Origin of the sequence: Pseudomonas sp. 1928-m (genome assembly GCF_029269135.1) — a bacterium.
GTDB lineage: Bacteria > Pseudomonadota > Gammaproteobacteria > Pseudomonadales > Pseudomonadaceae > Aquipseudomonas.
Genome location: NZ_JARIXO010000001.1, coordinates 147,272 through 170,517, shown reverse-complemented (window position 1 = coordinate 170,517; position 23,246 = coordinate 147,272). Strand labels below are relative to the sequence as shown.

At 62.8% G+C, this 23,246-nt stretch carries 17 protein-coding genes and 1 tRNA gene; 7 read left to right on the top strand and 11 right to left on the bottom strand.

The window, feature by feature from the left end:
* Positions 1-265: 265 nt before the first annotated feature.
* Positions 266-1,159: a LysR family transcriptional regulator gene (locus P3C18_RS00745; protein WP_275959977.1), complete on the top strand. Its 894-nt coding sequence runs from the start codon at positions 266-268 to the stop codon at positions 1,157-1,159.
* Positions 1,160-1,166: 7 nt separating this feature from the next.
* Here the strand turns inward: P3C18_RS00745 and P3C18_RS00740 are convergent, their stop codons facing one another.
* Genes P3C18_RS00740 through arsS form a run of 5 tightly spaced genes read right to left on the bottom strand, consistent with a single transcriptional unit; the run spans position 1,167 to position 7,349 of the window.
* On the bottom strand, positions 1,167-1,880 hold the full coding sequence (locus tag P3C18_RS00740) for a DUF3047 domain-containing protein (RefSeq protein ID WP_275959976.1): 714 nt from the start codon (positions 1,878-1,880) through the stop codon (positions 1,167-1,169).
* Positions 1,880-4,021, bottom strand: coding sequence for a bifunctional TVP38/TMEM64 family protein/FAD-dependent oxidoreductase (locus P3C18_RS00735; protein ID WP_275959975.1), 2,142 nt, complete (start codon positions 4,019-4,021; stop codon positions 1,880-1,882). The genes P3C18_RS00740 and P3C18_RS00735 overlap by 1 nt, the downstream gene beginning before the upstream one ends.
* Positions 4,014-4,982 (bottom strand): hypothetical protein, encoded by a 969-nt coding sequence (locus tag P3C18_RS00730; protein ID WP_275959974.1) that lies wholly within the window; start codon positions 4,980-4,982, stop codon positions 4,014-4,016. Before P3C18_RS00730 ends, P3C18_RS00735 begins: the two co-directional genes overlap by 8 nt.
* Entirely contained in the window at positions 4,982-6,373 is a 1,392-nt protein-coding gene (locus tag P3C18_RS00725) for a sodium:solute symporter (RefSeq protein WP_275959973.1), read from the bottom strand. Before P3C18_RS00725 ends, P3C18_RS00730 begins: the two co-directional genes overlap by 1 nt.
* 10 nt (positions 6,374-6,383) lie before the next feature.
* The gene (arsS, locus tag P3C18_RS00720; protein ID WP_275961555.1) at positions 6,384-7,349 is read right to left on the bottom strand and encodes an arsenosugar biosynthesis radical SAM (seleno)protein ArsS; all 966 of its coding nucleotides are present in this window, start codon (positions 7,347-7,349) and stop codon (positions 6,384-6,386) included.
* Positions 7,350-7,548: 199 nt separating this feature from the next.
* Between arsS and P3C18_RS00715 the strand changes: the two genes are divergently transcribed.
* From P3C18_RS00715 to P3C18_RS00705, 3 genes are all read left to right on the top strand, one after another.
* Entirely contained in the window at positions 7,549-7,983 is a 435-nt protein-coding gene (locus P3C18_RS00715) for a BLUF domain-containing protein (RefSeq protein WP_275959972.1), read from the top strand.
* 84 nt (positions 7,984-8,067) lie between these two features.
* Positions 8,068-10,959, top strand: coding sequence for an EAL domain-containing protein (locus tag P3C18_RS00710; RefSeq protein ID WP_275959971.1), 2,892 nt, complete (start codon positions 8,068-8,070; stop codon positions 10,957-10,959).
* Positions 10,960-11,054: 95 nt separating this feature from the next.
* Entirely contained in the window at positions 11,055-12,137 is a 1,083-nt protein-coding gene (locus P3C18_RS00705; protein ID WP_275959970.1) for a methyl-accepting chemotaxis protein, read from the top strand.
* A 63-nt stretch (positions 12,138-12,200) separates the two neighbouring features.
* Here the strand turns inward: P3C18_RS00705 and P3C18_RS00700 are convergent, their stop codons facing one another.
* From P3C18_RS00700 to P3C18_RS00690, 3 genes are all read right to left on the bottom strand, one after another.
* Positions 12,201-12,692 (bottom strand): DUF4189 domain-containing protein, encoded by a 492-nt coding sequence (locus tag P3C18_RS00700; RefSeq protein ID WP_275959969.1) that lies wholly within the window; start codon positions 12,690-12,692, stop codon positions 12,201-12,203.
* 97 nt (positions 12,693-12,789) lie between these two features.
* On the bottom strand, positions 12,790-13,167 hold the full coding sequence (locus tag P3C18_RS00695; RefSeq protein WP_275959968.1) for a hypothetical protein: 378 nt from the start codon (positions 13,165-13,167) through the stop codon (positions 12,790-12,792).
* Between the two features lie 97 nt (positions 13,168-13,264).
* Positions 13,265-13,978, bottom strand: coding sequence for a class I SAM-dependent methyltransferase (locus P3C18_RS00690; RefSeq protein ID WP_275959967.1), 714 nt, complete (start codon positions 13,976-13,978; stop codon positions 13,265-13,267).
* A 100-nt stretch (positions 13,979-14,078) separates the two neighbouring features.
* On the opposite strand from P3C18_RS00690, the gene P3C18_RS00685 reads away from it, so the two are divergent.
* Complete coding sequence (locus P3C18_RS00685; protein WP_275959966.1) at positions 14,079-14,963, top strand: LysR family transcriptional regulator; 885 nt, start codon at positions 14,079-14,081, stop codon at positions 14,961-14,963.
* A 22-nt stretch (positions 14,964-14,985) separates the two neighbouring features.
* On the opposite strand, the gene P3C18_RS00680 is transcribed toward P3C18_RS00685, so the two are convergent.
* The 3 genes from P3C18_RS00680 to gabD form a co-directional block, all read right to left on the bottom strand.
* Complete coding sequence (locus tag P3C18_RS00680) at positions 14,986-16,197, bottom strand: HDOD domain-containing protein (RefSeq protein ID WP_275959965.1); 1,212 nt, start codon at positions 16,195-16,197, stop codon at positions 14,986-14,988.
* A 328-nt stretch (positions 16,198-16,525) separates the two neighbouring features.
* The gene (gabT, locus tag P3C18_RS00675; protein ID WP_275959964.1) at positions 16,526-17,806 is read right to left on the bottom strand and encodes a 4-aminobutyrate--2-oxoglutarate transaminase; all 1,281 of its coding nucleotides are present in this window, start codon (positions 17,804-17,806) and stop codon (positions 16,526-16,528) included.
* A 176-nt stretch (positions 17,807-17,982) separates the two neighbouring features.
* Positions 17,983-19,431 (bottom strand): NADP-dependent succinate-semialdehyde dehydrogenase, encoded by a 1,449-nt coding sequence (gene gabD, locus P3C18_RS00670; protein ID WP_275959963.1) that lies wholly within the window; start codon positions 19,429-19,431, stop codon positions 17,983-17,985.
* A 348-nt stretch (positions 19,432-19,779) separates the two neighbouring features.
* Here gabD and P3C18_RS00665 point away from each other — a divergent pair.
* Positions 19,780-19,856 (top strand) — tRNA-Arg (locus tag P3C18_RS00665).
* A gap of 556 nt (positions 19,857-20,412) precedes the next feature.
* Positions 20,413-23,220, top strand: coding sequence for a M66 family metalloprotease (locus tag P3C18_RS00660; RefSeq protein ID WP_275959962.1), 2,808 nt, complete (start codon positions 20,413-20,415; stop codon positions 23,218-23,220).
* Positions 23,221-23,246 lie beyond the last annotated feature (26 nt).

The following is a 23,246-nucleotide window of genomic DNA, read 5'->3' as shown; positions in this document are numbered from 1 at the left end:
AGGCTACGCTTGCGACAAATCGCTGCAGGCAAAAACTTAGTTCAGAAATTTCTAAACTAATACGCGCCTCTGTAGGATGGGTCGGGCCGCGCAGGTTAGCGGCGCTGGACCGCGTCGTTACGGCCGCCGCGAGCTTGCCGCGCCGCGTAACCCATCAAGGCGGATGCCGGTGCATACCGATGATGGGTGGAGCCCAGCGCTATCCATGACACCGCTGTGATGGGTTACGCCTCCGGCTAACCCATCCTACGAGGAGCCCGCGCCGATGAGCCAATCCCTGCCCGATCTAAAACTGCTGCGCATCTTCATCTCGGTGGTGCGTCATCAGGGGTTTGCCGCCGCGCAGCAGGAGCTGAACCTGTCGACCTCGGCGATCAGCACCTATATGAGTCAGCTGGAAAGCCAGCTGGGTTTGAGTCTTTGCCACCGTGGTCGTGGCGGCTTTAGCCTGACCAGCAAGGGCGAGCTGTTCCACCAGGAAACCCTGCGCCTGCTCGGTGAGCTGGAAGGTTTCGAGCGTTACTCGGCGGCGCTCAAGGGCGAGCTGCGCGGCACCCTCAACCTCGGCGTACTGGATTCCACGGTGAGCGACCCGGCCCTACCCCTGGCCGAGGTAATCGGCGCTTACAGCCAGGAGCACCCGGCTGTGCACCTGCATCTGTCGGTGGTCAGCCCTTACGAGCTGCAACTGGCGGTGCTGGATAACCGCCTGGACCTGGCCATCGGCGCGTTCTCCACGCGGATGAATGGCCTGGTCTATCAGCCGCTGTACCGCGAGCAGCATTGGCTGTATTGCAGCGAGCGCCATTCGCTATTCACCGAGCGGCGCATCCCCGAGGAAGTGATCGCCCAGCAACGCATGGTTGGCCGTGGTTACTGGAGCCAGGCCGAGTTGGCTCGGCACGGCTTCAAGCACAGCGCGGCGACGGTGGAATCAATGGAGGCGCAGCTGATTCTGGTGCTGTCCGGCGCCTATATCGGCTACCTGCCAGAGCATTACGCGCAGCCTTGGGTCGAACAGGGCCGGCTCAAGGTGCTGTTGCCAGCGACCTTCGGCTATCAGGCGCCGTTCTCGTTGATCCTGCGTCGCGGCCGCTCGCGGGAACCGTTGATCCAGACCTTCCGCGACCTGCTTAAGGCTCAACTTAATCAGGGGTAGAGCCTGTTTAGGGCGTCGTACTGCGCAATTGTGGCGCAGCGAAATAGCTTTCTGCCGATTCCCCGGTGTTGTCGCTGTCGGCGGCGAAGACTACGCCGAGGATCTTGTGTGGCGCGCTGCCAAAGGCGGCGATGGCGTCTGCGTGCAGATCGCGGTTCTCGCTGAGCCATTGCCCCAGTGGCGCCTCCGGGCCGCGCAGCACGTGCATTTCCACCGTCTCTGTGTAGGCGCTGCGCGCGTGGCTGCCCGGCGGTTTGCGGTTGTCCCAGACGTAGCTGAGGGTTGCCGCCGGCAGATCCGGATCAAAGAAAGTGCGCGCCAGACGCAACTTCTGCCGGGTGACGAAACTCAGCGAGTCCAGCGGGTAATCCAGCAGTACATAGACCCGCGCGGCGTAGTCGTCGCCTTCGCGGGTGGCGAAGCGTGCCTTGTCCAGTCTCTGCTCGCTGCGCCACTGCCAGCTCAGTTGCCAGGGCTGATCGCCGGGCAGGTCCAGCGGATGCAGCAGACCGCCAGCGGCGGCACTGGCCTTGATCCGTAGCACCTGCTTGCCGTCCTGCTCGACCAGCGTACGCGCGGATGGTTTGAGTTTGGGGATATCCGCCAGGCGCCAGGGCACTGACCATTCGCCGTTGGGCGGGCCGGCCGTCCAGGGCGTCAGTTGGTTTTCGGCCTGAGTCAGCGGCGACAGCATCAGCAGGGCCAGCAGTAACCCGCGCATCAGCTGCGGCGCCAGCTATGGAAACGCTCCACTAACCGCAGCAGCCCCTGCGGCGCATGGGCGCGTTTCCATTCGCCGGCCGCGTATTTGTTGGCCTCGGCCATGGTCGGGTAGGTGTGGATGGTGCCGAGAATCTTGTTCAGGCCCAGGCCATGTTTCATCGCCAGCACGTATTCGGCGAGCAGCTCCCCGGCGTGTTCGCCGACGATGGTCACACCGAAAATCTGGTCCTTGCCCGGTACGGTCAGCACTTTGACAAAGCCGTGGGCGGCTTCGTCAGCAATCGCCCGGTCCAGGTCGTCGATGCCGTAGCGGGTCACCTCATAGGCGATGTTCTGTGCCTTGGCCTCGCCTTCACTCAGGCCGACGCGGGCGACCTCGGGATCGGTAAAGGTGCAGGCGGGAATCACCCGGTAATCCACCTTGAAACGCTTAAAGCCGCTGAACAGCGCATTCACCGCGGCATACCAGGCCTGGTGCGCGGCGACATGGGTGAACTGGTACGGCCCGGTGACATCGCCCACCGCGTAGATATTGGGAAAGCGCGTGGCCAGGTATTCGTCGGTTTCCAGGGTGCCGTTGGGCCGCACGGTGAGGCCCAACTCCTCGACGCCGTAACCGGTGACATTGGCCACTCGGCCGAGGGCCAGCAGCAGGCCGTCGAAGGCGATGGTCACTTCCTCGCCGGTGTCCAGGCGGCGGGCGACCATGCGCTGCTCGCCGTCGACCACTTCAAAGCGTTCGGCCTTGTGTTGCAGTCGTACATCCACGCCGTCGCTGCGCAGGCTGTTCAAGACCAACTCGCTGGCATCGGCATCCTCGCGCGGCAGCAGGCGCTCGGCCAATTCCACCTGAATCACCTGGCTGCCGAGGCGCTGGAAGGCCTGGGCCAGCTCGCAGCCAATCGGCCCGCCGCCCAGCACCAGCAGCCAGCGTGGTTGTTCACGCAGGTTCCAGATGCTGTCCGATGTGTAACTCTGCACCTGCTCCAGGCCGGGAATCTTTGGCACCAGCGGCCGCGCGCCGGCAGCGATAACCAGGTTGCGGCTGGTCAGGGTCTGGCCGTTGACCTCGACGCTCCAGGGCGAAAGGATCTTCGCTTCGCCCTGAATCACCTCCACGCCCAGGCCGCTGTAACGCTCCACCGAATCATGCGGTTCGATATCGGCGATCACCCGCTGGATGCGCTGCATCACCGCCGAGAAATCCACCGTACCCTGCACGCCGGTAAAGCCCAGCGCCGGGCCCTTTTTCAGTTCATTGGCCAACTTGGCCGAACGCAGCAGCGCCTTGGACGGCACGCAGCCGGTGTTCAGGCAGTCGCCGCCCATCTGGTGTTTTTCGATCAGGCTGACCTTGGCCTTCACCGCCGCGGCGATATAGGCACTGACCAGGCCGCCGGCACCGGCGCCGATCACCAGCAGGTTGCGGTCGAAGGTTTTCGGTTTGTGCCAGCCGGCATACACCCGCCGCGCCTGGATCAGGCCGAGCAGCTTGCGCGCAATCAGCGGGAACACCCCGAGCAGCACAAAAGCACCCAGCAGTCCCGGCGAGAGGATGCCGGCCAGCGAATCCAACTGGCCCAGCTCGCGCCCGGCGTTCACATACACCAGGGTGCCCGGCAGCATGCCCAGTTGGCTGACCCACCAATAGGTGCGCGCCGGCAGGCGGGTCAGGCCCATGGCCAGGTTGATCAGAAAGAACGGGAACAGCGGCACCAGGCGCAGGGCAAACAGGTAGAACGCCCCTTCCCGCTCGACGCCCTTGTCGATGCCAGCCAGGCGTTGGCCAAAGCGACTCTGCACCCAATCGCGCAGCAGAAAGCGGCTGCTGAGCATGGCCAGGGTCGCGCCGAGGGTCGAGGCGAAGGACACCAGCACAAAGCCTTCGAGCAGGCCGAACAGCGCGCCGGCCAGCAAGGTCATCAGTGCCGCGCCGGGTAGCGACAGCGCCGTAACTGCCACATAGGCGAGGAAGAACACGCCAGCGGCGAGCCAGGGCTGCGCGGCCACTTGGGCATTCAGCGCCGCTTGCTGCGCCTTAAGCGCGTCCAGATTGAGGTACTGGCCGATGTCGAAGACAAAGAAGCTGCCCAGCAGCGCGAGGATCAGGCCCATCAGGGCCAGTTTGCGGCTATTCATCAGTCAGCGTCTCCAGGGCGCACAGGCTTTGGCACAGGCTGAACCCGGCCAGCAGGGCGTGCTCGGGGCGCTCGCTCAGCTGGCCGAGTACCCGTGCACGATAGGACAACGCCGCCGGGCTAGGGGCAGGCCACTGGCGGTCGAAGTCGGCGAGAAAAGCAGTGTGGTCGTAATTCAATGGCAGCGCTTCGATAAACAGACCATCACGCTGGCAGCGGTACAACGCTGCCGGGTGCGGCGTCGTGGCGATGCGGCTAAGCAGGCCGTAGCGGCCGCCGGCAAAGTTTGGCAGCCCGGCCGCGCCGTTATTGATCAGCGCGCCGTGCTCAAGGTTCAAGGCCACCGCCGAGCAGGTATGGCTGGTGGCGAGCACCTGTACGCTGTTCGCGGTAAACCAGGCATCCAGTTGCTCCTGACGCTCAGGCTCGCTGAGTGATTCCCGCGAGCAGCTCCAGCCAGCCAGGGACTGCTCGTCACCATGGCTGATCGCTACGCGCTGGCCGGCCACGCTGACCAGTGCTGTGCTCGGGCGCGCCGCGAGGTGTGCGGTCATACCGGGCAAAGCCTGCACGGTTCGGTTCAACTCCAGTTGGATGGCATTGGAGCGTTCGACCACTGCCTCATCTACCGTCATTGGATAAGCGCAGCCGCAGCCGGCACCGCTGTCGTCGGCACGACCGAGTTCGGTTTCGACATTGCCGCGCAAGGCCAGATGGGCGCTGATGCCTTGCTCGATCTGCTGGAAAATCTCGGGGTCGCGGTCAAACCAGTGCGCGTCGCCGTTAAATACCACCCGCGCATTGGGCTCGGCGGCCAAGCGCCGTTGCAGCGCCGCCAGGGCCTGGCGATTGCCATACAGGCCGCCGACCACATAGAGGGTTTCACACTCAAACGCGGGCTCGCCGCTAAAGGCATCCCGCGTCAGGCGGTAGTCCAGCGGGCAGTCGCGACCGGCGCGCATCAGGCATCACCTGCTTTGCGGCGCAGCAACCAGCCGGGCAGCAGATAGCCCAGCACACAGAGGCCCAGGCCATACAGATTGGTGCCGAGCAGCAGCGCATATTTGCCGTCGCCGATGGCCCAGCTCTGCGGAATCCAGTTCAGGGTCAGGGCCACACCGAGGCCCAGGCCGGTCCAGAAGCTCAAGTGAAAGCCCAGGCGAGTTGGCGTGGTCAGGCCGTGCAGAACAAACACCGGCGCCAGACCGATGACCATGGTGCCGCTGATGGTGGTGGCCTTGAGAATGTCAGTACCGGCGATCATCGGCAGGTTGCCGAGCAGGGCGAACACCACCATCACCGCCATGCCGACGCCAATGGCTTTCTGCCCGAGGTCGCGGCCGGCCAGTTTCGGCAGCTCGCGCCCGGCCAGTTTGGCCAGGCTGGAGAAGGTCGAATCCAGGGTCGAGCCGGCGGCGGAGACCATCACCACGGTCATGATCAGCAGCGCGCCGATGCCCAGGCTCTTGGCCAGGGCAGCGGGCACGTTATCCGAGGCGGCAACACCGACCAGCTGCGCGTGCACGCCGATCAGGCTAAAAGCCAGAATGGCGATAAAGCCGAGAATGCCGGCAATCAGAAAGGAGCGGCGCATGGCCTTCTCCTCGCTGATAAAGCCACGGTCTGTCAGCACCGGGTCATGGAAGCCGTAGCTGAAGGCCTGCAGACCGGCGACCAGCAGCAGGTCGACGCCGGCATTCAGCGCCCAGTTGCTGGTGCTGGCCAGCTCAGTCGGCGAATGCTGCGGCAACACCAGGCCGAGCACCCAGACCAGGGCGATAACAAAGATCGCCGCCTGCGCCGCATCGGTAAGGATCGAGCTGCGCAGCCCACCGCGCAGGCTGTAGGCCAGGGTCACGGCGGTAAATAGCAGCGCCGAGGCAATAAACTCGAAGCTGCCGGAGTCGCCGTAATAGCCGCCGACCACGGCGGTGTTGCTCCACACCTCGTTAAACAGGCGAATCAGGATGGCCGCCGAGAATGCCAATGCCGCGCCCCGGCCGTAATGGCTGCTCAGGAAGCTGACCAGGCCGGTGGCGGCAAAACGTCGACGCAGGCGGTAGATAACAAAGCCAGTCAGCGGAATCGACAGCCAGTACATGGCATAGGCCAAGCCGCCGACCAGGCCGTATGTCGCCCCAAGATTGGCGGCGTTGGTCACCGATTTGGCGAAGATCCAGCTGATAAAGATGCTGGAGGTGATCAGCCAGGGGCTGGCGCTGCGGCCGCGGCTGTCCTCGCCATTGAAGAAGCCGCCGAGGGTTACTGCGCGTGGCGACAAGGCCAGCATCAGCGCGCCGTAGACCAGCAGAAAGCCCCAGAAAAACAGCCCGGTAAGACTGGTGGGTTGCATGCTTCGATCCTTAAGAAGTGAGGCTGCCGCCGCAGCTGGAGCCCTGGCCGGCGGTGCAGGCGTAGCAATGATCACGGGTCACGATAGGGTTGCCGCTAAGCGATGCATTAAGCAGGTCACGCAGATGCGGCCGATCACGGCCGATCAGTTCAGGCAACTGCAGCGGCAAATCGAGCATCTGGTTGAAGTCGCAGTCGTACAGGTAGCCCTGCCAGTCGACGCTGACCAGGCTGCGGCACATCAGTGGGTCGAGGTTTTCCGCGCGGTAGCTGTCGCGCAAAAGCTGCATATAGCCGTTGAACTGGCCCTTGCTGACCAGCGTGCTGCCAAAGCGCGCAATCGGCTGGTTGGTGATGGTCAGCAGGTGGTTGAAGACGATGCCGAAGTCCTCGACCAGATGACGTTTGTAGTCGGCTTCCAGCGCCACTTGTGGCGGCGGCAGGCTCGGGCCTTGCGGGTTGTACACCAGGTTGAGGATCAGGCCGCTGCCGGGCTGGCCATAGCCCAGGGCATTAAGTTGTTGCAGGCCTTTGATGCTGGCATCGAACACGCCATCACCGCGCTGCTTGTCGACGTTGTCGCGCGAGTAGCAGGGCAAGGACGCACTGATTTCCACACCCTGGTCGGCGAGAAACTGCGCCAGGTCTGCATAACCCGGCTCACTGAGGATGGTCAGGTTGCAGCGGTCGATCACCCGCAGGCCTTCGCGGCGCGCATGCACCACGATCTCACGAAAACGCGGGTGCATCTCCGGCGCGCCGCCGGTGAGGTCGAGGGTGTGCACTGGATGGGCGTCGATCACCTGATGCAGCAAGGCCAGACTCTCGTCGGTCATGGCCTCGGTGCGGGTCGGCCCGGCATTGACGTGGCAATGCAGGCAGCGCTGATTGCAGCGGTAGGTCAGGTTGATCTGCAGCGCTTCCAGCTGGCCACGGCGGATTGCCGGAAAGGCCAATTGGTCGAGCAAGGGCAACATTGCATGCACGGTGTTGGGTTCCTTGATGCTGGCCGCCGGCTGATTGTGTCAGCCGCTAAGTAGCCACTATAGAGAGTGGCCGAGGGCTTTTGTTACGCGTGTGGCCAGAAGAATGTTGCGCAATTAGTTATACAAATCTTATACAGATAATGCAGAATCTGCAGCTGTTACCCTGCCCGCTGCTTGCGAGGATCTGTTTATGTTAGTCCGCCTTACCTATGCCAGCCGTGCCAGCCATTCGGTTTCAGCCGAGCTGATCCGCGAAATTCTCGACAGTTCACAGCGCAACAACCCAGGCAAAGGGCTGACCGGGATACTGTGCTGCAACGCCGATATCTTTCTGCAGGCACTTGAAGGGCCGCGTGCAGAGGTGAACGCTTTGTACAACCGCCTGGCCGATGACAGCAGGCACAAGGACCTGACCATCCTCGATTACGCCGAAATCAACATGCGCCGCTACAGCAACTGGAGCATGGGCTGGGCTGGGGCCAAGCAGGCCAATCGCGAGTTATTTCTGAAATATTCGGCCAGCGACCGCTTTGATCCGTTCAACATGAGCGCCGAGCAGATTACTGGCCTGCTGCTGGAGCTGAGTGAGACCGTCAGCGCAATCAAATCGCCAGTTCTCAGCTAGAATTCCCGAGCGTCAACTCGCCTCGCAGGCGAGCTGTGTTCACCCTGAGCCTTGGCGCACCTCGCAGTTTATTGAGGCGCCAGGATGCTCCGTCTGCTCAACCTTCCCCTGCTGGCTGCGCTGCTCTGCTTTGCATTGGGCAGCGTCTCGGCGCATGCCGAACTGCCATTGCTGGTGCTCAGCAGCGAGCAGCTCAAGCAACCGGTGGAGGTGCCCGCCAGCCTGGTGCTGGAAGACCCCAGCGGCAACCTGACCGCCGGCGAGGTGCAGCAGCGGATTGCCAGCGAGGGCAAGCGGATCGATGGTGTGCCGCGCCTGGGGTATTCGGCCAGCGCCTGGTGGCTGGCGTTTCGCCTCGATGCGCCGGTGGCCGAGCGCCTCGATCTGATCATCGACCGGCCCTTTCTCGACGACATCGAAGTCTGGCTGTATGACCGCGAACGGCTGATCGCGCCCTTTTACAGTGGCGATCACCGCGATTTTCTTCAGCGCGGCGCGCCCTCGCCGCACTTTCTGCTCAACCTGCCGCGCCTTGGCGAAGGCCCGCACACCCTGCTGCTGCGGGTGCAAAGCGGCTCGGCGGTGAGTGTGCCAATGCAGCTGGTGGCGGCCGAGCAAAGCCCGCTATTGCTGGCCGAGCACTGGATGCGCAGCGGCCTGCTGCTGGGTGCATTGCTCAGCCTGACCCTGTTCTTCCTGGTGAAATTCAGCGCCCTGCGCGAAACGCAGTTGGTGTGGTTCTGCCTGACGGTGGCCAGCGTGGCGCTGTACAACGCCAGCCTGCATGGCGTCACCAGTCTGTTGGGGCCGCAGTGGGTGTGGTTGTCGACCCAGCTGGCCAACCTGGCCAACCCCGGCATGCTGATTTTCAGCAGCCTGTTTCTCGCCAGCTCACTGAAGCTTGAACTGGGCCGCGTGCGCCATCTGCGCAACGCGCTGTTTGCCGTGACCCTGCTGGTGTGCGGCTGGACCATCGTCAGCTATGGGCACTTCCGCTCCTACCAGACGCTGAACGTGCTGATCCTGCTTAACGGGCTGTTCCAGCTGTTGCTGCTGATCCTCGGTGTGCGCCAGCGCCGGCCTTACGCCATCGGTTACCTGCTGTGCTGGAGCTCGGCACTGCTGCTGATGCTGCTGGTGCCGCTGGGGCGCAGCGGGGTGATTCCGCTGCCGCCGGGCTTCAACTACATGCACGCCTACCTGCCGGTGCTGAGCATGCTGCTGTTTGGCGGCATTCTCGATAAAAAGCTGGAGCAGATCCGCCGTGCCCTGCTGCACAGCAAGGCCCAGGCCCTGGGCAATCTGGAGCAGTACCAGGCGCTGTTCAGCAGCAGCGGTGAGGGGATTTTCCGCTGCACCCGCAGCGGTGCGTTGATCGAAGCCAACCCGAGTTTTGCTGCGCTGCTGGGGCTGGCGCAAGACAGCCGCGAGCTGTCCATGCAGCAGCTATTGGGCGCCGAGCAATGGGCCGAGCAGGTGGCGCAGCTGCACAACGAGCAGCCGGCGATCAGTCAGGAGTGCGAGATCCATGGGCTCGATGGACAGAGCCATTGGGTCTACCTGTCGCTGCATCTGCGCCCGACCCAGGACTGCATCGAAGGCATCGTGGTCGACCTCAGCGAGCGTCGCGCCCTGGAAGAGCGCCTGCAGTACCTGGCCGCACATGACTCGCTGACCGGCCTGCTCAACCGCCGCGAACTGGAGCGCCTGTTGCGCGAAAGTCTCAAGGGTCAGGGTAAACCGCGCTACAGCCATATGCTGTGTCTGGACCTGGATCAGTTCAAGCAGGTCAACGACCTCTGCGGGCATTCTGCCGGCGATCAGCTGCTGCGCCAGCTGTCCAGCCATCTGTTGCACCAGCTGCCACGGCATGCCGAACTGGCGCGTATCGGTGGCGATGAATTCGCTGTGCTGCTGCGTGAAATCAACAACGAAGCGGCTCTGGAGCATGCGGAAAGTCTGCGTCATTGCGTCGAGCAATTTGTCTTCAGCTGGCAGGGGCGGCCGTTCCGCGTGCAGGCCAGCATCGGCATGCTGGAGCTGGACAGCGGCGTCAGCGACTGGGAAACCGCGCTGAACTGGGCCGACAGTGCCAGCCAGTTGGCCAAGCACCTGGGCCGTAATCGCGTACAGCAGTTCAACCCGGCCGATGGCGTGCTGCTGGAGCATCAACGCCAGCTGCAATGGATCACCCGTTTGCGCGAGGCCATCGAGTTGGGCCACTTCGAGCTGTTCTATCAGCCGGTGGTGGCGTTGCAGGGCGCCAGCGACGGCCTGCGCTATGAAGTGTTGTTGCGCTATCACGACCCGCACAGTGGCGAGTGGGTCAGCCCCGGGCAGTTTCTCGGTGCGGCAGAACGCTACGGCTTTCTCGGCGCCATCGACCGCTGGGTGGTTATGCGCCTGCTGCAGTGGCTGGCGGACAACCCGCGGCATGTGCAGCAACTGGCCCAGGTGAACTTCAACCTGACTGCCAGCTCACTGCTTAACGCGCACTTCCACGAGATGCTCCACAGCGAATTGCTGCGGCACAACCTGCCCGCGCACAAGCTGTGCATCGAGGTAACCGAAATGGTCGCCCTGGGTGAGCTGGGGGTGTCATCGCAGTGGATCAAACAGCTGCGCAGCCTGGGCCTGAAAGTGGCGCTGGACGACTTCGGCAGCGGCTTCGCCTCTTACGCCTACCTGCGCCACCTGCCGCTGGATATCGTCAAGATCGACGGTAGCTTTATCCGTGGCCTGGAGAGCGACCCGATCAACCAGGCCATGGTTGGCTCAATGCAACAGATTGCCAACCAGCTGGGCCTGAGCACCGTGGCCGAGTTTGTCGAAACCCAGGCCACCCTCGACTGCGTACGCGCGCTCGGGCTCGACTATGCCCAGGGTTACTGTATTGGTCATCCGCAGCCACTGACTCAGCTAAGCGATGCGGCCGATGCGGAAGTGCAGATGCAGCTCGCCCTCGAGCGTCGTTGATCCAGCTCAACCTTTATCTGCGGCGGCCGGAATAAGCTGTATCGTCGATAGTATCGGCTGTTGTCTCCTGCCGTCTTTTTGGAGTTGCGTGCACCATGTTCGACCGTAAATGGCGTTTGCGTTGTGAGAGTCTGGAGCAGGAGGTCAGTCGTCTAGGTCAGGAAAAATCCGCCATGCAGCGCGAGCTGGACGAGCTGCGCAGCCTGCATCAGCAGAGCCAGCAGGAGCGCAACGAGTTCAATGGCGTAACCCGCTATCAGCATGAGCTGCACGGCAAGCTAAGCCGTTTTGAAGACTCCCTCTCGCAGACCCGCGATGGCGTGGTGGCTCAGGCTGAAAAGTTGAGCCGTGAAGTTGCCAACCTCGAGCAGCACAGCGGGATTTTTCAGCAGACCTCGACGTTGCTCGGCGGCTTTGCGGACTCGCTCAGCAGCATGGCGGTGCAGGGCGTCAGCAGCGTGCAGAGTGTCGACTTGCTGCAACAGCGGGTGGGTGAGATCAGCCGGATCGTCGAACTGATCAAGGCGATTTCCGATCAGACCAACCTGCTGGCCTTGAACGCAGCCATCGAAGCCGCGCGAGCCGGCGAACAGGGCCGGGGCTTTGCCGTGGTGGCTGACGAAGTGCGTGCGCTGGCGCAGCGCACCAGCCAGGCCACTCAGGAAATCAGCACCCTGGTCGGCAGTATCAACCAGGAAACCGACAGTGCCAGCCGCTCCATTGGCAGCCTGTCCAGCGAGGCCACGCGCTTGTCCGGCGATGTATCGCGCTCGGCGCAAACCCTGGATGAGATGGTGGTGCTGGGTGAGCACATGAGCCAGCTGATCGAAGGTATCGCCCTCGGCTCATTCTGTGAGGCGGTCAAGCTCGATCACCTGCTGTTCAAGCTCACGGTCTACCAGCGCTTGTTCCTGCATGACGGCAACACCCAGCTAAGCAGCCACACCAGCTGCCGCCTGGGGCAGTGGTATCAGAGCAGCGACACCACCGCGCGCTACGGCAAGCAGCGCAGCTTCCAGCAGCTGGAGCAGCCGCATCGGGTGGTCCACGAGAGCGCGCATGAGGCCTTGCATGCCGCCCAGGCGAAGGAGTGGAGCAAGGTGCTGCGCGCGGTCAGTGATATGGAGAAGGCCAGCATGGAGGTCAACTCGCTGATTTCGGAGCTGGCGGGTAGCTGATTTGCGTGGGTGAGATAAGGTTTGCAGGCGACGGCCAATGTCTTTGACGCTGGGCGCTTCGCATCACTGCACGCGTTCGGCATAACTGCAGGCGGAGTAGTAGATATCGCAGTTAGTGGTTTTCTGCTGGCAATTACTCAGCGCCGTCGCTTCCGCATCATATACGTCGGGTGAGCGTGCCCAGAGACTGCCTCCGTCGCCCCAGGCGACTGCGACGCACTGGTTGTAGTAAGCGACTTGGAGCTTGCAGGTCTTGTCGCGGGACTGGGCCTGGCAGTCGGCCATCGCGTGTTGCTCTGCACTGTCTTGCGAATCCATCCCCTCTGAAACACCAAGGGCACCATTAGCTGTCGCCACCGCGCCCCAGCGGGTTTCCAGCTGGGGTTCCGGTTCTTGCGCGCCATCGGCTCCGGGTCCCATCGGCGCACAGCCTTCCCAGCCGGCGCTACCGCCACCAATTGGAAAATAGCCATCCGGACAGCGCCCTTCAGCGCGGGCACCTGCATGCATCAGCAGAACCAATAGCAGAGGGAGGTGAGGGGGCAGTTTTTTCATGGCATCAACACCCCGATGAGTGACCGCGCAAATCATCAGCGCGGTCGAGTGTAGTGAGCGCAATTCCCGGCCAGGGCTGACCGGGAAACCCTGGCAATCAGCAGCGTCCGGCCGCCTGCAGCAGGGCATTGCAGCTGCTGCCGGAATTATTGCTGCGTTGCCCGCTAGCGGCTGGCGTACCGGCCATGGCGGTGCAGATGGCATCCGAATGCGGCGTCATGCCAAAGCTCATGGCCTTCTGGAAGCCGGTGGCCGAGTACATGTAGCAGCGGTAGGTGCCGCCGTCCTGGGTGTTGACGTTGTAGTTGATGCGCCCGCCGGTTTCCTCGGTGCGCTCGGTGATGCTGAACTGCCCGACGGGTTTGCCGATGGCCTGGGCGGTGCGTTGTTCCAAGCCACTTTGGTTGATGGTGGCGGCGCAGCCGGACAGCAGCAGTGCGGCGGTAGTCAGTGCGGTGATTGGGCGAAGGTACATGGCAAGCTCCAATGTTTTTTATGGGTGCAACAGAGGGACGGACCAGCAGGTCCGGGTGGTGAAAATCGTCAGTTACGGTGGGTTATGCAGGCGTTGATCAGACCTTCAGCGGCGGGCTATCGGGCTTACGCGCCACGATAAACACCCGACTATCTTTGCCCTTGCTGCCATGGCGCTCGACAGCCAGGATTTGCAGACCTTGCGCGGTCATGGCCGCCTGTAGCTGGCGGGCGTCGAAGCACAGCACCGGCGGCGCTTTGCCGATGGCGCGCATCAGCGGTAGGGCCAGCTTGGGGATCAGTGGGTTCATCTCATTCAGGCAGGGCGTCTTCGAGATCAGCAAACCGCTTGGTTTCAAGGCGTTGATGGCCGAGCTCAACGCCTGCGGCAGGTCTACTACGAGGTGCAACAGGTTGAACGCCAGCACGGCATCGTAGGTGCCCTGTTCGGCCACGGGTGCGTCGGCGTCGGCCACTTTGAAGTGCAGCTGTGGCATGGGTTGGCTGGCGAGCTTCGCGTTTGCGATGGCAATCATCTGCTCGGCTACATCGGTGGCCACCAGCCGCCGCGTAGCGGGCGCCAGACGCAGGGCGGTAGTGCCCGTGCCACAACCGACTTCCAGCACCTCATGCTCGGTAGACAGCAAGGCTTTCACGCGCTCTAGCGTCCGCTCGTAACCGGCCTGATCCGCAATCGGATCATTCGCGTATTTACGCGCAATGCGGTTCCAGAAGCGTGCCTTGTCGGCCATGGCAACCTGTGCTGCAGCTGCAGAGCAAGGGTCGACGGCTGTGGTGATGGGTGAGTGCATGGTGCGCGTCCTGTGCATGGAGGTAAGGCGAAAGCCAACACAGTGCGGATGCTATCCTTGCGAATCACCACGGGGTATTGCGATAAATTGCAGACAACATATGCATTTACGTATGGATAAGGTCGACTGGAACCAGTTGCGCGCCTTTCTCGAGACGGCAGAGACCGGTTCGTTGTCGGCGGCCGCGCGTAAGCTCGGGCAGTCGCAACCGACACTCAGTCGCCAGGTCGCAGCCCTGGAGCTGGCGTTGGGCGTGACGCTGTTTGAGCGGGTTGGCAAAGCCATGGCGCTGACCACCACCGGGCAGGAGTTGTTGGGCCATGCTCGGGTGATGGGCGCGGCGGCGCATGAACTGGGCCTGGCCGCGACCGGGCGCTCGGAAGAGGTGGCGGGCGTGGTGTCTGTGGCCACCAGCGACGCGGTGGCGGCGTACCTGATGCCGAAGATCCTCCTGCATATCCGCCAGGCGGCACCCGGAATCCAGGTCGAGGTGGTCGCTTCGGACGGTTTCAGCGACCTGCTGCGCCGCGAGGCCGACATTGCCATCCGCCATGTGCGCCCCGAACAACCGGAGCTGATTGGCCGCTTGGTGCGGCAGAGTTCCGCCTGTTTTTATGCATCCGAAAGCTGGGTGCGCGTACATGGCCTGCCGCGTACTGCCGAAGAGGCTTTGCAGCACGACTTTATCGGCCTGGACCGCGCCGGCCATTACCTGCATCACTTGCGCGCCGTGGGCCTGCTGCTGAGTAACACGAATTTTCGCAGCTACGCAGACAACTCCGTCACCTACTGGGAAATGGTCCGCCAGGGCCTGGGCATCGGCGCAATCATGGAGGAGATCGCGCGGGAAACTCCGGGTATGGTGCGCGTGCTGGAGGATGTCGCGCCCTTTCAACTGCCGATCTGGCTGGTCACCCACCGCGAGCTGCGCACGGCGCGGCGTATCCGTATCGTCTTCGATCTGCTGGCCGAGATCCTCGCCTGATCCGTGTTCGCGGCTGCTGTTGTCAGGCCGCGGCAGCCAGAGGCATGCGCTCCAGCAGGCTGAGGTCCAGGCGCAGCATGCGTACACAGCGCTCCTCGCGCAGCTCTTTGGGCGACTGGTTACTGCGCAGGCGCAGCACCTGGCAGACCAGGTTGAGCACCAGCGCCTCGCGGCTAAATACGCCACTGCCGAGGTTGTAGAACGCCGCGATCAGCTCACGCAGGCCGAACGGCAGGCGCCAGCGGATGCGCAGCGCCGAGCCGAAGCTGGCGGCGCGTTGCTGGAAGCTTTGGTGAATATCCTCATCACGCAAGGTGCCGCCGGCGTCCTGCCAGTCCTGCAGGCTGCGCAGCAGGGCCAGCTCGCCGATGTTGTGCAGCAGTGCGGCGGTAAAGCACAGCTCGGCATCCAGTTGCAGCTCGCCCGCCAACCAGCGCGCCAGTTCGGCGCTGCGCTGGGCGCTGTCCCAGGCACTGCTGGCCAGCTCGGCCAGGCGTGGGTCGCTGAGTAGCGCATTGCGTTGCACGGCCATGCCCAATACCAGATTCAGCGTGCGCGCCAGGCCCAGGCGCGGCAGCGCCTGGCTCAAGGTCTGGCAGGGCGCGCCCTGGTGCTGCGCGGCGCTATTGGCGGCGGCGATCAGCCTTGCGGTGATCTGCGGGTCGCGGGCGAACACCTCTTCCAGCTCGCGCAGGTCGCTGTCGTCACCGTTGAGACACTGGCTCACTGAATCGCGTACCGAGGCCAGCAACGGCGCGCCCTGACCTTCTTCGCGCACCGCATTGAGGTAATCATCCAGGCTGTCGACCAGCAAGGGTGCCGCTACCGCTGTCTCGCTGGCGGCGGCATTACCGAGAATGCCGAGCAGGCGCTGGCGCAGTTGTTCGGCATTGAACGGTTTGGCCAGATAGGCCGCTGGTGCCAGCGGTCGCGCGGCGCGTACGCTGCTGGCGTCCAGACGGCTGCTGATCAGGATAAACGGCAACGCCGGGGTGCGTGGATGGCGGCGCAGCTGACGCAACAGCTCCAGGCCATCCAGGCCCGGCAGGTCGCCATCGGCAATCACCAGGGCCGGCAGGCGGCGTTTGCATTTGGCCAGTGCGGCTTCGCCATCGCTGACTCGGATAATTCGCGCGTCGGCGCGCACATCGAGTACCAGTTGCACGAGCAGATCGGCAGTCCAGGGGTCTGCTTCGGCGATCAAAATCTCCGGAGCCTTGGCCAGGGCAGTCATGAAAACCTCAGGGGAAAGCGTGATGGCAAAATAATGGCGCCATCGATATGGCGGCGCAGTGTAAGGGTTGGTTGCTTTAAAACCAGCGTCGGCCGACGAAATGCTGAGCGTTTCGTCAGCTTTGCAATTCTGCCTGAAAATACCGCAATAGAGCGGTCGGGTTGTCCTACAAAGCACCATTGAGGCGCTGTAGGCGCAGCGCTGGCGGGATGATGCCTAGGGTGCTTGCCCGCCGGCTAATAGCACCTGGCTATCAGTTTGATGGCCTGTGCCGGCGCAGAACGCAAAAGACCCGCCGAAGCGGGTCTTTTGTATCAGCGCTGCGGGCTTACGCCAGTTCGGCGAAGCACTCGGCGATAATCGCCAGGCCCTTGTCGAGCAGGGCGTCTTCGGCGGTCAGCGGTACCAGTACACGCAACACGTTGCCGTAGGTGCCGCACGAGAGCAGGATCAGGCCCTTGTCGCGCGCCTTGGCCACCACAGCGGCGGTCAGTGCGGCGTTTGGCTTGTGCAGGTCGCCGCCTTCGAACAGCTCGACGGCGATCATCGCACCGAGGGCGCGCACATCACCGATGGCCTTGTGCTTGGCCTGGATGGCCTTGAGGCCTGTGACCAGACGCTCGCCAACCGCCTTGCAGCGATCCAGCAGTTGCTCTTCCTCAAATACTTGCATCACCGCCAGGGCCGCAGCGCAGGCAATCGGGCTGCCAGCATAGGTGCCGCCCAAACCGCCTGGGGCGATGGCGTCCATGTACTCGGCCTTGCCGCACACACCCGCTACCGGGAAACCGCCGGCGATGGATTTGGCGAAGGTGGTCAGGTCGGCAGCGACGCCCATCTGTTCCATGGCGAAGAAGGTGCCGGTACGGCCGGCGCCGGTCTGCACTTCGTCGGCGATCAGCAGGATGCCGTGCTGATCACACAGCGCGCGCAGGCGCAGCATGAAGTCTTTCGGCGCGACGTAGAAACCGCCCTCGCCCTGCACCGGCTCGATGATGATCGCGGCAATATCGCGCGGCTCGGCGTCGTTCTTGAAGATGCGCTCGATACTGGCGATGGCGTCATCCGTGCTCACGCCGTGCAGTTCACAGGGGTACTGGGCGCGGAAGATGCCGCCGGGCATAAGGCCCATACCGGCCGAGTACGGCACGACCTTGCCAGTCAGGCCCAGGGTCATCATGGTACGACCGTGGTAACCGCCGGTGAAGGCAATCACGCCAGCACGGCCAGTGGCAGCGCGGGCGATCTTGATCGAGTTTTCCACCGCTTCAGAGCCAGTGGTGACCAGCAGGGTCTTCTTGGCGAAGTCGCCCGGCACCTTGGCGTTGACCTTCTCGCACAGCTCGACGTAGGGCTCGTACGCCAGCACCTGGAAGCAGGTGTGGGTCAGCTTGGTCAGCTGTTCCTGCACCGCAGCAATCACTTTCGGGTGCAGGTGGCCGGTGTTGAGCACCGCGATGCCGCCGGCGAAGTCGATAAATTCGCGACCTTCAACGTCAGTGACGGTGGCGTTCTTCGCCGATTCGGCGAAGATCGGGTGGATCTGGCCCACGCCGCGCGGAACGGCAGCGGTGCGGCGTTGCATCAAGGATTCGTTGGTCTTGCTCATGATGTCCTCATTCGCCGGTTAATCTCGGCGTGGTTCAAGGATGTGTCACCGGCGGCGGCTTGGCAGTATTCGATGATCGACTGTCACAGCACGCCCGGCCACAGCTATGTCCATATAAAGCCGAAGGCGCAGCGCTCTCGTGCGTCTTCGGCGGGGTTACTGCTACTTCGCCAGGGTTAGATACCCAGGCAGAGGTATTTGATTTCCAGGTAATCCTCAATGCCGTACTTCGAGCCTTCACGGCCGAGGCCTGAGGCTTTCACGCCGCCGAACGGTGCGACTTCATTGGAGATCAACCCGGTGTTAACGCCGACCATACCGTATTCCAGGGCTTCCGCCACACGGAACACGCGACCCAGGTCACGGGCATAGAAATACGAGGCCAGGCCGAACTCGGTGTCGTTGGACATGGCGATCACTTCGGCCTCGTCCTTGAAGCGGAACAGCGGCGCCAGTGGGCCGAACGTTTCTTCCTTGGCCACGGCGGCGTTCTTCGGCACGTCGACCAGAATGGTCGGCTCGAAGAAGCTGCCTCCCAGGGCGTGCGGCTTGCCACCGGCGAGCAGGCGTGCGCCTTTGCTCAGCGCGTCGGCGATGTGTTCCTGGACCTTGGCCACAGCCTTGTCGTCGATCAGTGGGCCAGTGGTGGTGCCTTCATCCAGACCGTTGCCGATCTGCAGCTTGGCCACGGCGGCGGCCAGTTTTTCGGCGAAGGCGTCGTACACGCCGTCCTGAATATACAGGCGGTTGGCGCAGACGCAGGTCTGGCCGTTGTTGCGGTATTTGGAGATCAGCGCGCCTTCGACGGCTTTATCCAGATCGGCATCGTCGAACACGATAAACGGCGCGTTGCCGCCCAGTTCCAGCGAGACCTTCTTGATGTCCTTGGCGCATTCGGCCATCAGCTGGCGACCGATTTCGGTCGAGCCGGTGAAGCTCAGCTTGCGCACGATCGGGTTGCTGGTCAGCTCACCGCCAACTTCGCCGGCGCTGCCGGTAACCACGCTCAGTACGCCTTTCGGAATGCCGGCGCGCTCTGCCAGGGCCACCAGGGCCAGGGCGGAGAACGGCGTCTGCGAAGCCGGCTTGATCACCATGGTGCAACCGGCGGCCAGGGCCGGGCCGGCTTTACGGGTGATCATCGCCGCCGGGAAGTTCCACGGGGTGATGGCCGCTGTTACACCAATGGGTTGTTTAATGACGATAAGCCGCTTGTCTGGCTGGTGACCAGGGATTACATCGCCGTAAACGCGCTTGGCCTCTTCGGCAAACCACTCGATAAAGGAGGCGGCGTAAGCAATTTCGCCCTTGGCTTCGGCCAGCGGCTTGCCCTGCTCCAGGGTCATCAGGCGGCCGAGGTCGTCCTGGTTTTCGATCAGCAGTTCAAACCAGCGGCGCAGCTTGTTCGAGCGCTCCTTGGCGGTCAGGGCACGCCAGGCCGGCAGCGCACGGTCGGCGGCTTCGATGGCGCGACGGGTTTCCGCTGCGCCCATCTTCGGCACGCTGCCGATGATTTCGCCGGTTGCCGGGTTGTTGACCTTGATGGTCTGGCCGCTGTCGGCGTCCAGCCAAGTGCCGTCGATATAAGCCTGCTGACGGAACAGCTGGGTGTCTTTCAGTTGCATGGCAGTCTCCTAAATTCCGACACCCTGGTATCGGCACTTGCGCTGGGTGCGCCGCCAAGCGGCGCGTGTAGGTTCGGTGTGTGCACCCTTGCTGCAGATGTATGCCTCGCGGATGACCAATCAGCCGGAATTGCACACAGTTTTAGCAAGAGCGTTTGAAATCTCAAACGAATCCTAGGGTCAAGAGGGTTAAAGGGCAATAGCCTGTTCGAAAAAATTAACGGAATATTGCACGTATTCACCCGCTTTATATGGTTAGACAGCTAGCCAGCCGTCACCGTGCAGAATTGCGAACAAGGCAGCAGCATGGACGCCCGCCAGCGAGATGCGTATGATTGCGCCCGCGCTGCACCAGTAGCTCAGCTGGATAGAGTACTGCCCTCCGAAGGCAGGGGTCGTGGGTTCGAATCCCGCCTGGTGCGCCATATATAAACGAAAGCCCCAGGTGAAAACTTGGGGCTTTTTTGTTTGCTGTTCGCCCTGCGCCCTGCATAAGCCTTAGTCGGTATCGCGCCTTTGCGGGCTGACTTCAACAAGGCCCATCCCCTTAGATCCTCGCTACGCCGTCCTCCGAGAAAAGGACGTTTCGGCTCCCCGATGTCCGGCTCAATAGCTGCTCAGCTTCTTGAGACTTCAGGTGCTCCCCGAACACCCGCTGGCCGGGTTGAATGTGTGAGAACTATCACAGCGATCAGTCAGAAAACTGACCGGCTTAGCAGCTTTAATTATGCTCGCGCGCTCTCTTATGCCGGTTTCCATTCAAGGTGACGGCGCATAGAAAAATCATCGAGTGCATGGATGCGCGAAACCATATCGAGCCGCTCGCATGTTTCGAGTTTTTCAGGGGTTACCGCTCCCGCGTGTTCTTGCCCGCTACTCCTGCCTATCCCATGACGTTTACCCATATGTCGAGCTGCCTCTGCGCGGCCTGGGTGACTGTGCGGCCGCTATTACGATTTTCCAGAATAAGGTTGAGAAATCATGCTTCGTGTAAGCCTGTTGTTGCTGGCGCTGGTTAATCTGACAGGTTGTCTGGATCTGGGTGGCGGCGGTGGTGGAAGCAGCAGTGGCGGCGGTAATAACACTGGCAGTCGCCCGCCGGCGACTGAGCCGCCCGTGGTTACGCCGCCGGTCGCGCCGCCGGTTGAACCCCCGGTCGTGGAGCCGCCCGTCACGCCGCCAGTGATACCTCCAGTAGAGCCGCCGGTGGTTGCACCACCGCCTGGTGAGACCTTCCCCGAGCCGCCCGCTGCGGTGGTTGATGAGGTCAATGCGCAGGGCTTTTACGATGTTGCGGCAGACGGCCAGCCGCGCGCGGTGCGCAATGATCTGAGCGGTGATCTGGCGGCCATGCTGCAGTTCGTGCAGAGCCATTCGGTCGATCCGCAGGGCAACGAGGCGAAGAACATGCCGCGCCTAACCAGCGAGCGTGAGGCGCTGTTGCTGGTAACCCCGCTGCCGACAGAGCCGCTGCCGCAACAGCTGCGTGTGCAGGTGACGGTGGACGGTGATCTCAAAGGTGAACTGGTATTGAGCGAGCCGGACCGGCTGCCCAGGGCGGACCGCACCGGGGCGGATAGCCGCCCTGATGTGGTTTATTCACGGCGCGCCTGGTCTGCGGTGTTGCCTTGGGATTGGGTCCGGCCGGGGATGAGCCTGCAGGTTATCGATGAGCGCGGCCGGCGTGGCGAGCGCAGCGCTGCGGCCTTCGATTTTGCCGCGCCGGCCGAGTTGGTGGTGCAGTCGATTCGCTTGGGTATGCTGACCGAGCCGCCTACCGGTAATGGTCACTGGTTTCGCGCACGCACTGCCCAGGCCGCTACCGAGTACTTCCAGACCGTGCCTGTGGCCCGTCTGCTGGCAAGCTATTACGAAGACGTAAAGCTGGATCGGGTGATGGTCGGCAGCGGGGTTATCTATGACACGGCGAGTGCGGTGAACGGCGATGTTTACAGCGGCGATATGCGTGAGAACACCGCTAAATCGACCTTCAGCACCGGGATCAATCTGGCCAATTGGGGTATCACCAGTGCGGGAATGGTCAGCCAGCAGCAGCCGCAACTGACGCAGAGCGCGGTGGCGCACCATGCTGCCGGCAATTACACCAATGGCGTACAGAGCCATGGATTGAGCGGTGGCAATGGCATCCTCACGCTTTACAGCTCGGTGGGGAATGAATTCAGCCATGAAATCGGTCACCACTACGGCATAGGCCATTATCCGGGCGAGAAAGACGGCAACTATTTTCTGGCCGTGCATCACCACGACAGTGGCTGGGGTTATATCGCCTACCGCAAGCGCATGCGCGCCAACCTGCTGTGGGCGCGTAACAAGAGCGCAGCCATGAGCGGTACGCCGCTGTTTGCCGATGCCTACGCGTTTGCGCCTGATGCCATGTCGGGCGGCGATTTCACCAGTGCGTTGTCCAGCTATACCCATTACACCGGCTACAGCACCAAGAACTGGATTCAGCCGAACCTGAATAACCGTGCAGTCTGGGCAACCGATTCGCCCACGGGCTACCGCAAGTGGGATGCGAGCACGCGCAAGATGGAGGTCAACCAGCCCAAGGTGCCGAGCTCGAATCAGGTCTGGTACAACAGCGCCGATGGCAACTACCGCAAGCCACGTCTGTTCGGGGTGCCGGTTTTCACTCTCCTCGGCGGCTATGACCCGGTGGCCAACAGCGGTGTGCTCTACCCGGCGCTGCGTGGTAACTGGGGCCAGGTGTATGAGCTGCCTGCCCCCAATGACGCTGCGGCCAGCAAGCAGTGCTGGTTGAAAGTAGATTTTGTCGGCGGCGCCAGCCAGCGCATCGCCATTGCTCCGCTGCGCATGGGCAGCAACGCCAACAAGCTGCATATCAACCTGGCGCAGGCCGAGCGGCCGCTGGCGGCTACCCTGCAGTGCCGCGAAGCGCCGGGCGACACCCCGGTTGATCTGGCCAGCCTGGCCATTGCTCAGGGCTTACCCGCGATGCCGGCTCCCGTAGTGGTGGGTCGCGAGGAGCGTTTCAAGGCGCTGTTCAACGAAGAGCGGCCGAAGCTGCAAGCGGCGTTGGAGGCGATTGCCAACCAGCCGGTGCTGGCCTTAACCGGCGAGGCTCGTCTGCTCTATGACAGCTATGCCGAGCAAACGGAGGGGCTGTCGGCGACTGCTCAGCAGGTGATGCAGCGGCTGAAAAGTCAGGAGGAGCGTGCACTGCGCCTGAACCGCTGGCTGGATGCCCATGGTTCTCGACTGGCGAGCAGTGATGCCGCGCGCGCGGCACTCGACGCGCTATTGCTAACCCTGCAGTTTGATCAGCGCCCTCTGCTCCCAGCGCCGCAAAGCTTCGCCATGAACAATGGCAACTGTGTGCGCGCAGAGCTGAAGGAGGGGGTGTGGAGCCCCTACGTAGCGGCCAAGGCGCAGTGCACGGGCGGAGTTGATGAACAGTGGCTGGTCGATGCCAGCGGGCGTATTCGCAGCGTTGCACAGCCGAGCAAATGCCTGACGGCAACCAACGACATCAGCCTCAGCGACTGCGATGCGCAGCGCGATACACAAGCCTGGGACTTTGCTGCTCTGCCCCAGTTGAAGTACGCCGGGCGCTGTGTGGACCTGTCCCAGGGCTTCCTCACCAATGGCCGTGGCAAGCTGATCATGTACGGCTGCACCGGCGGGGTTAATCAGAAGTGGTTTGGCTTGTCGCTGAATGACCATGCCTTGCTGCCGCTGCTGAAGAGCCGCAATCTGGTGAGCTTTATCGACTACGCACAACGGCGAGATCCCGTGCCGAGCCTATGACCGAGTGCAGCGTAATCACCCGGCGC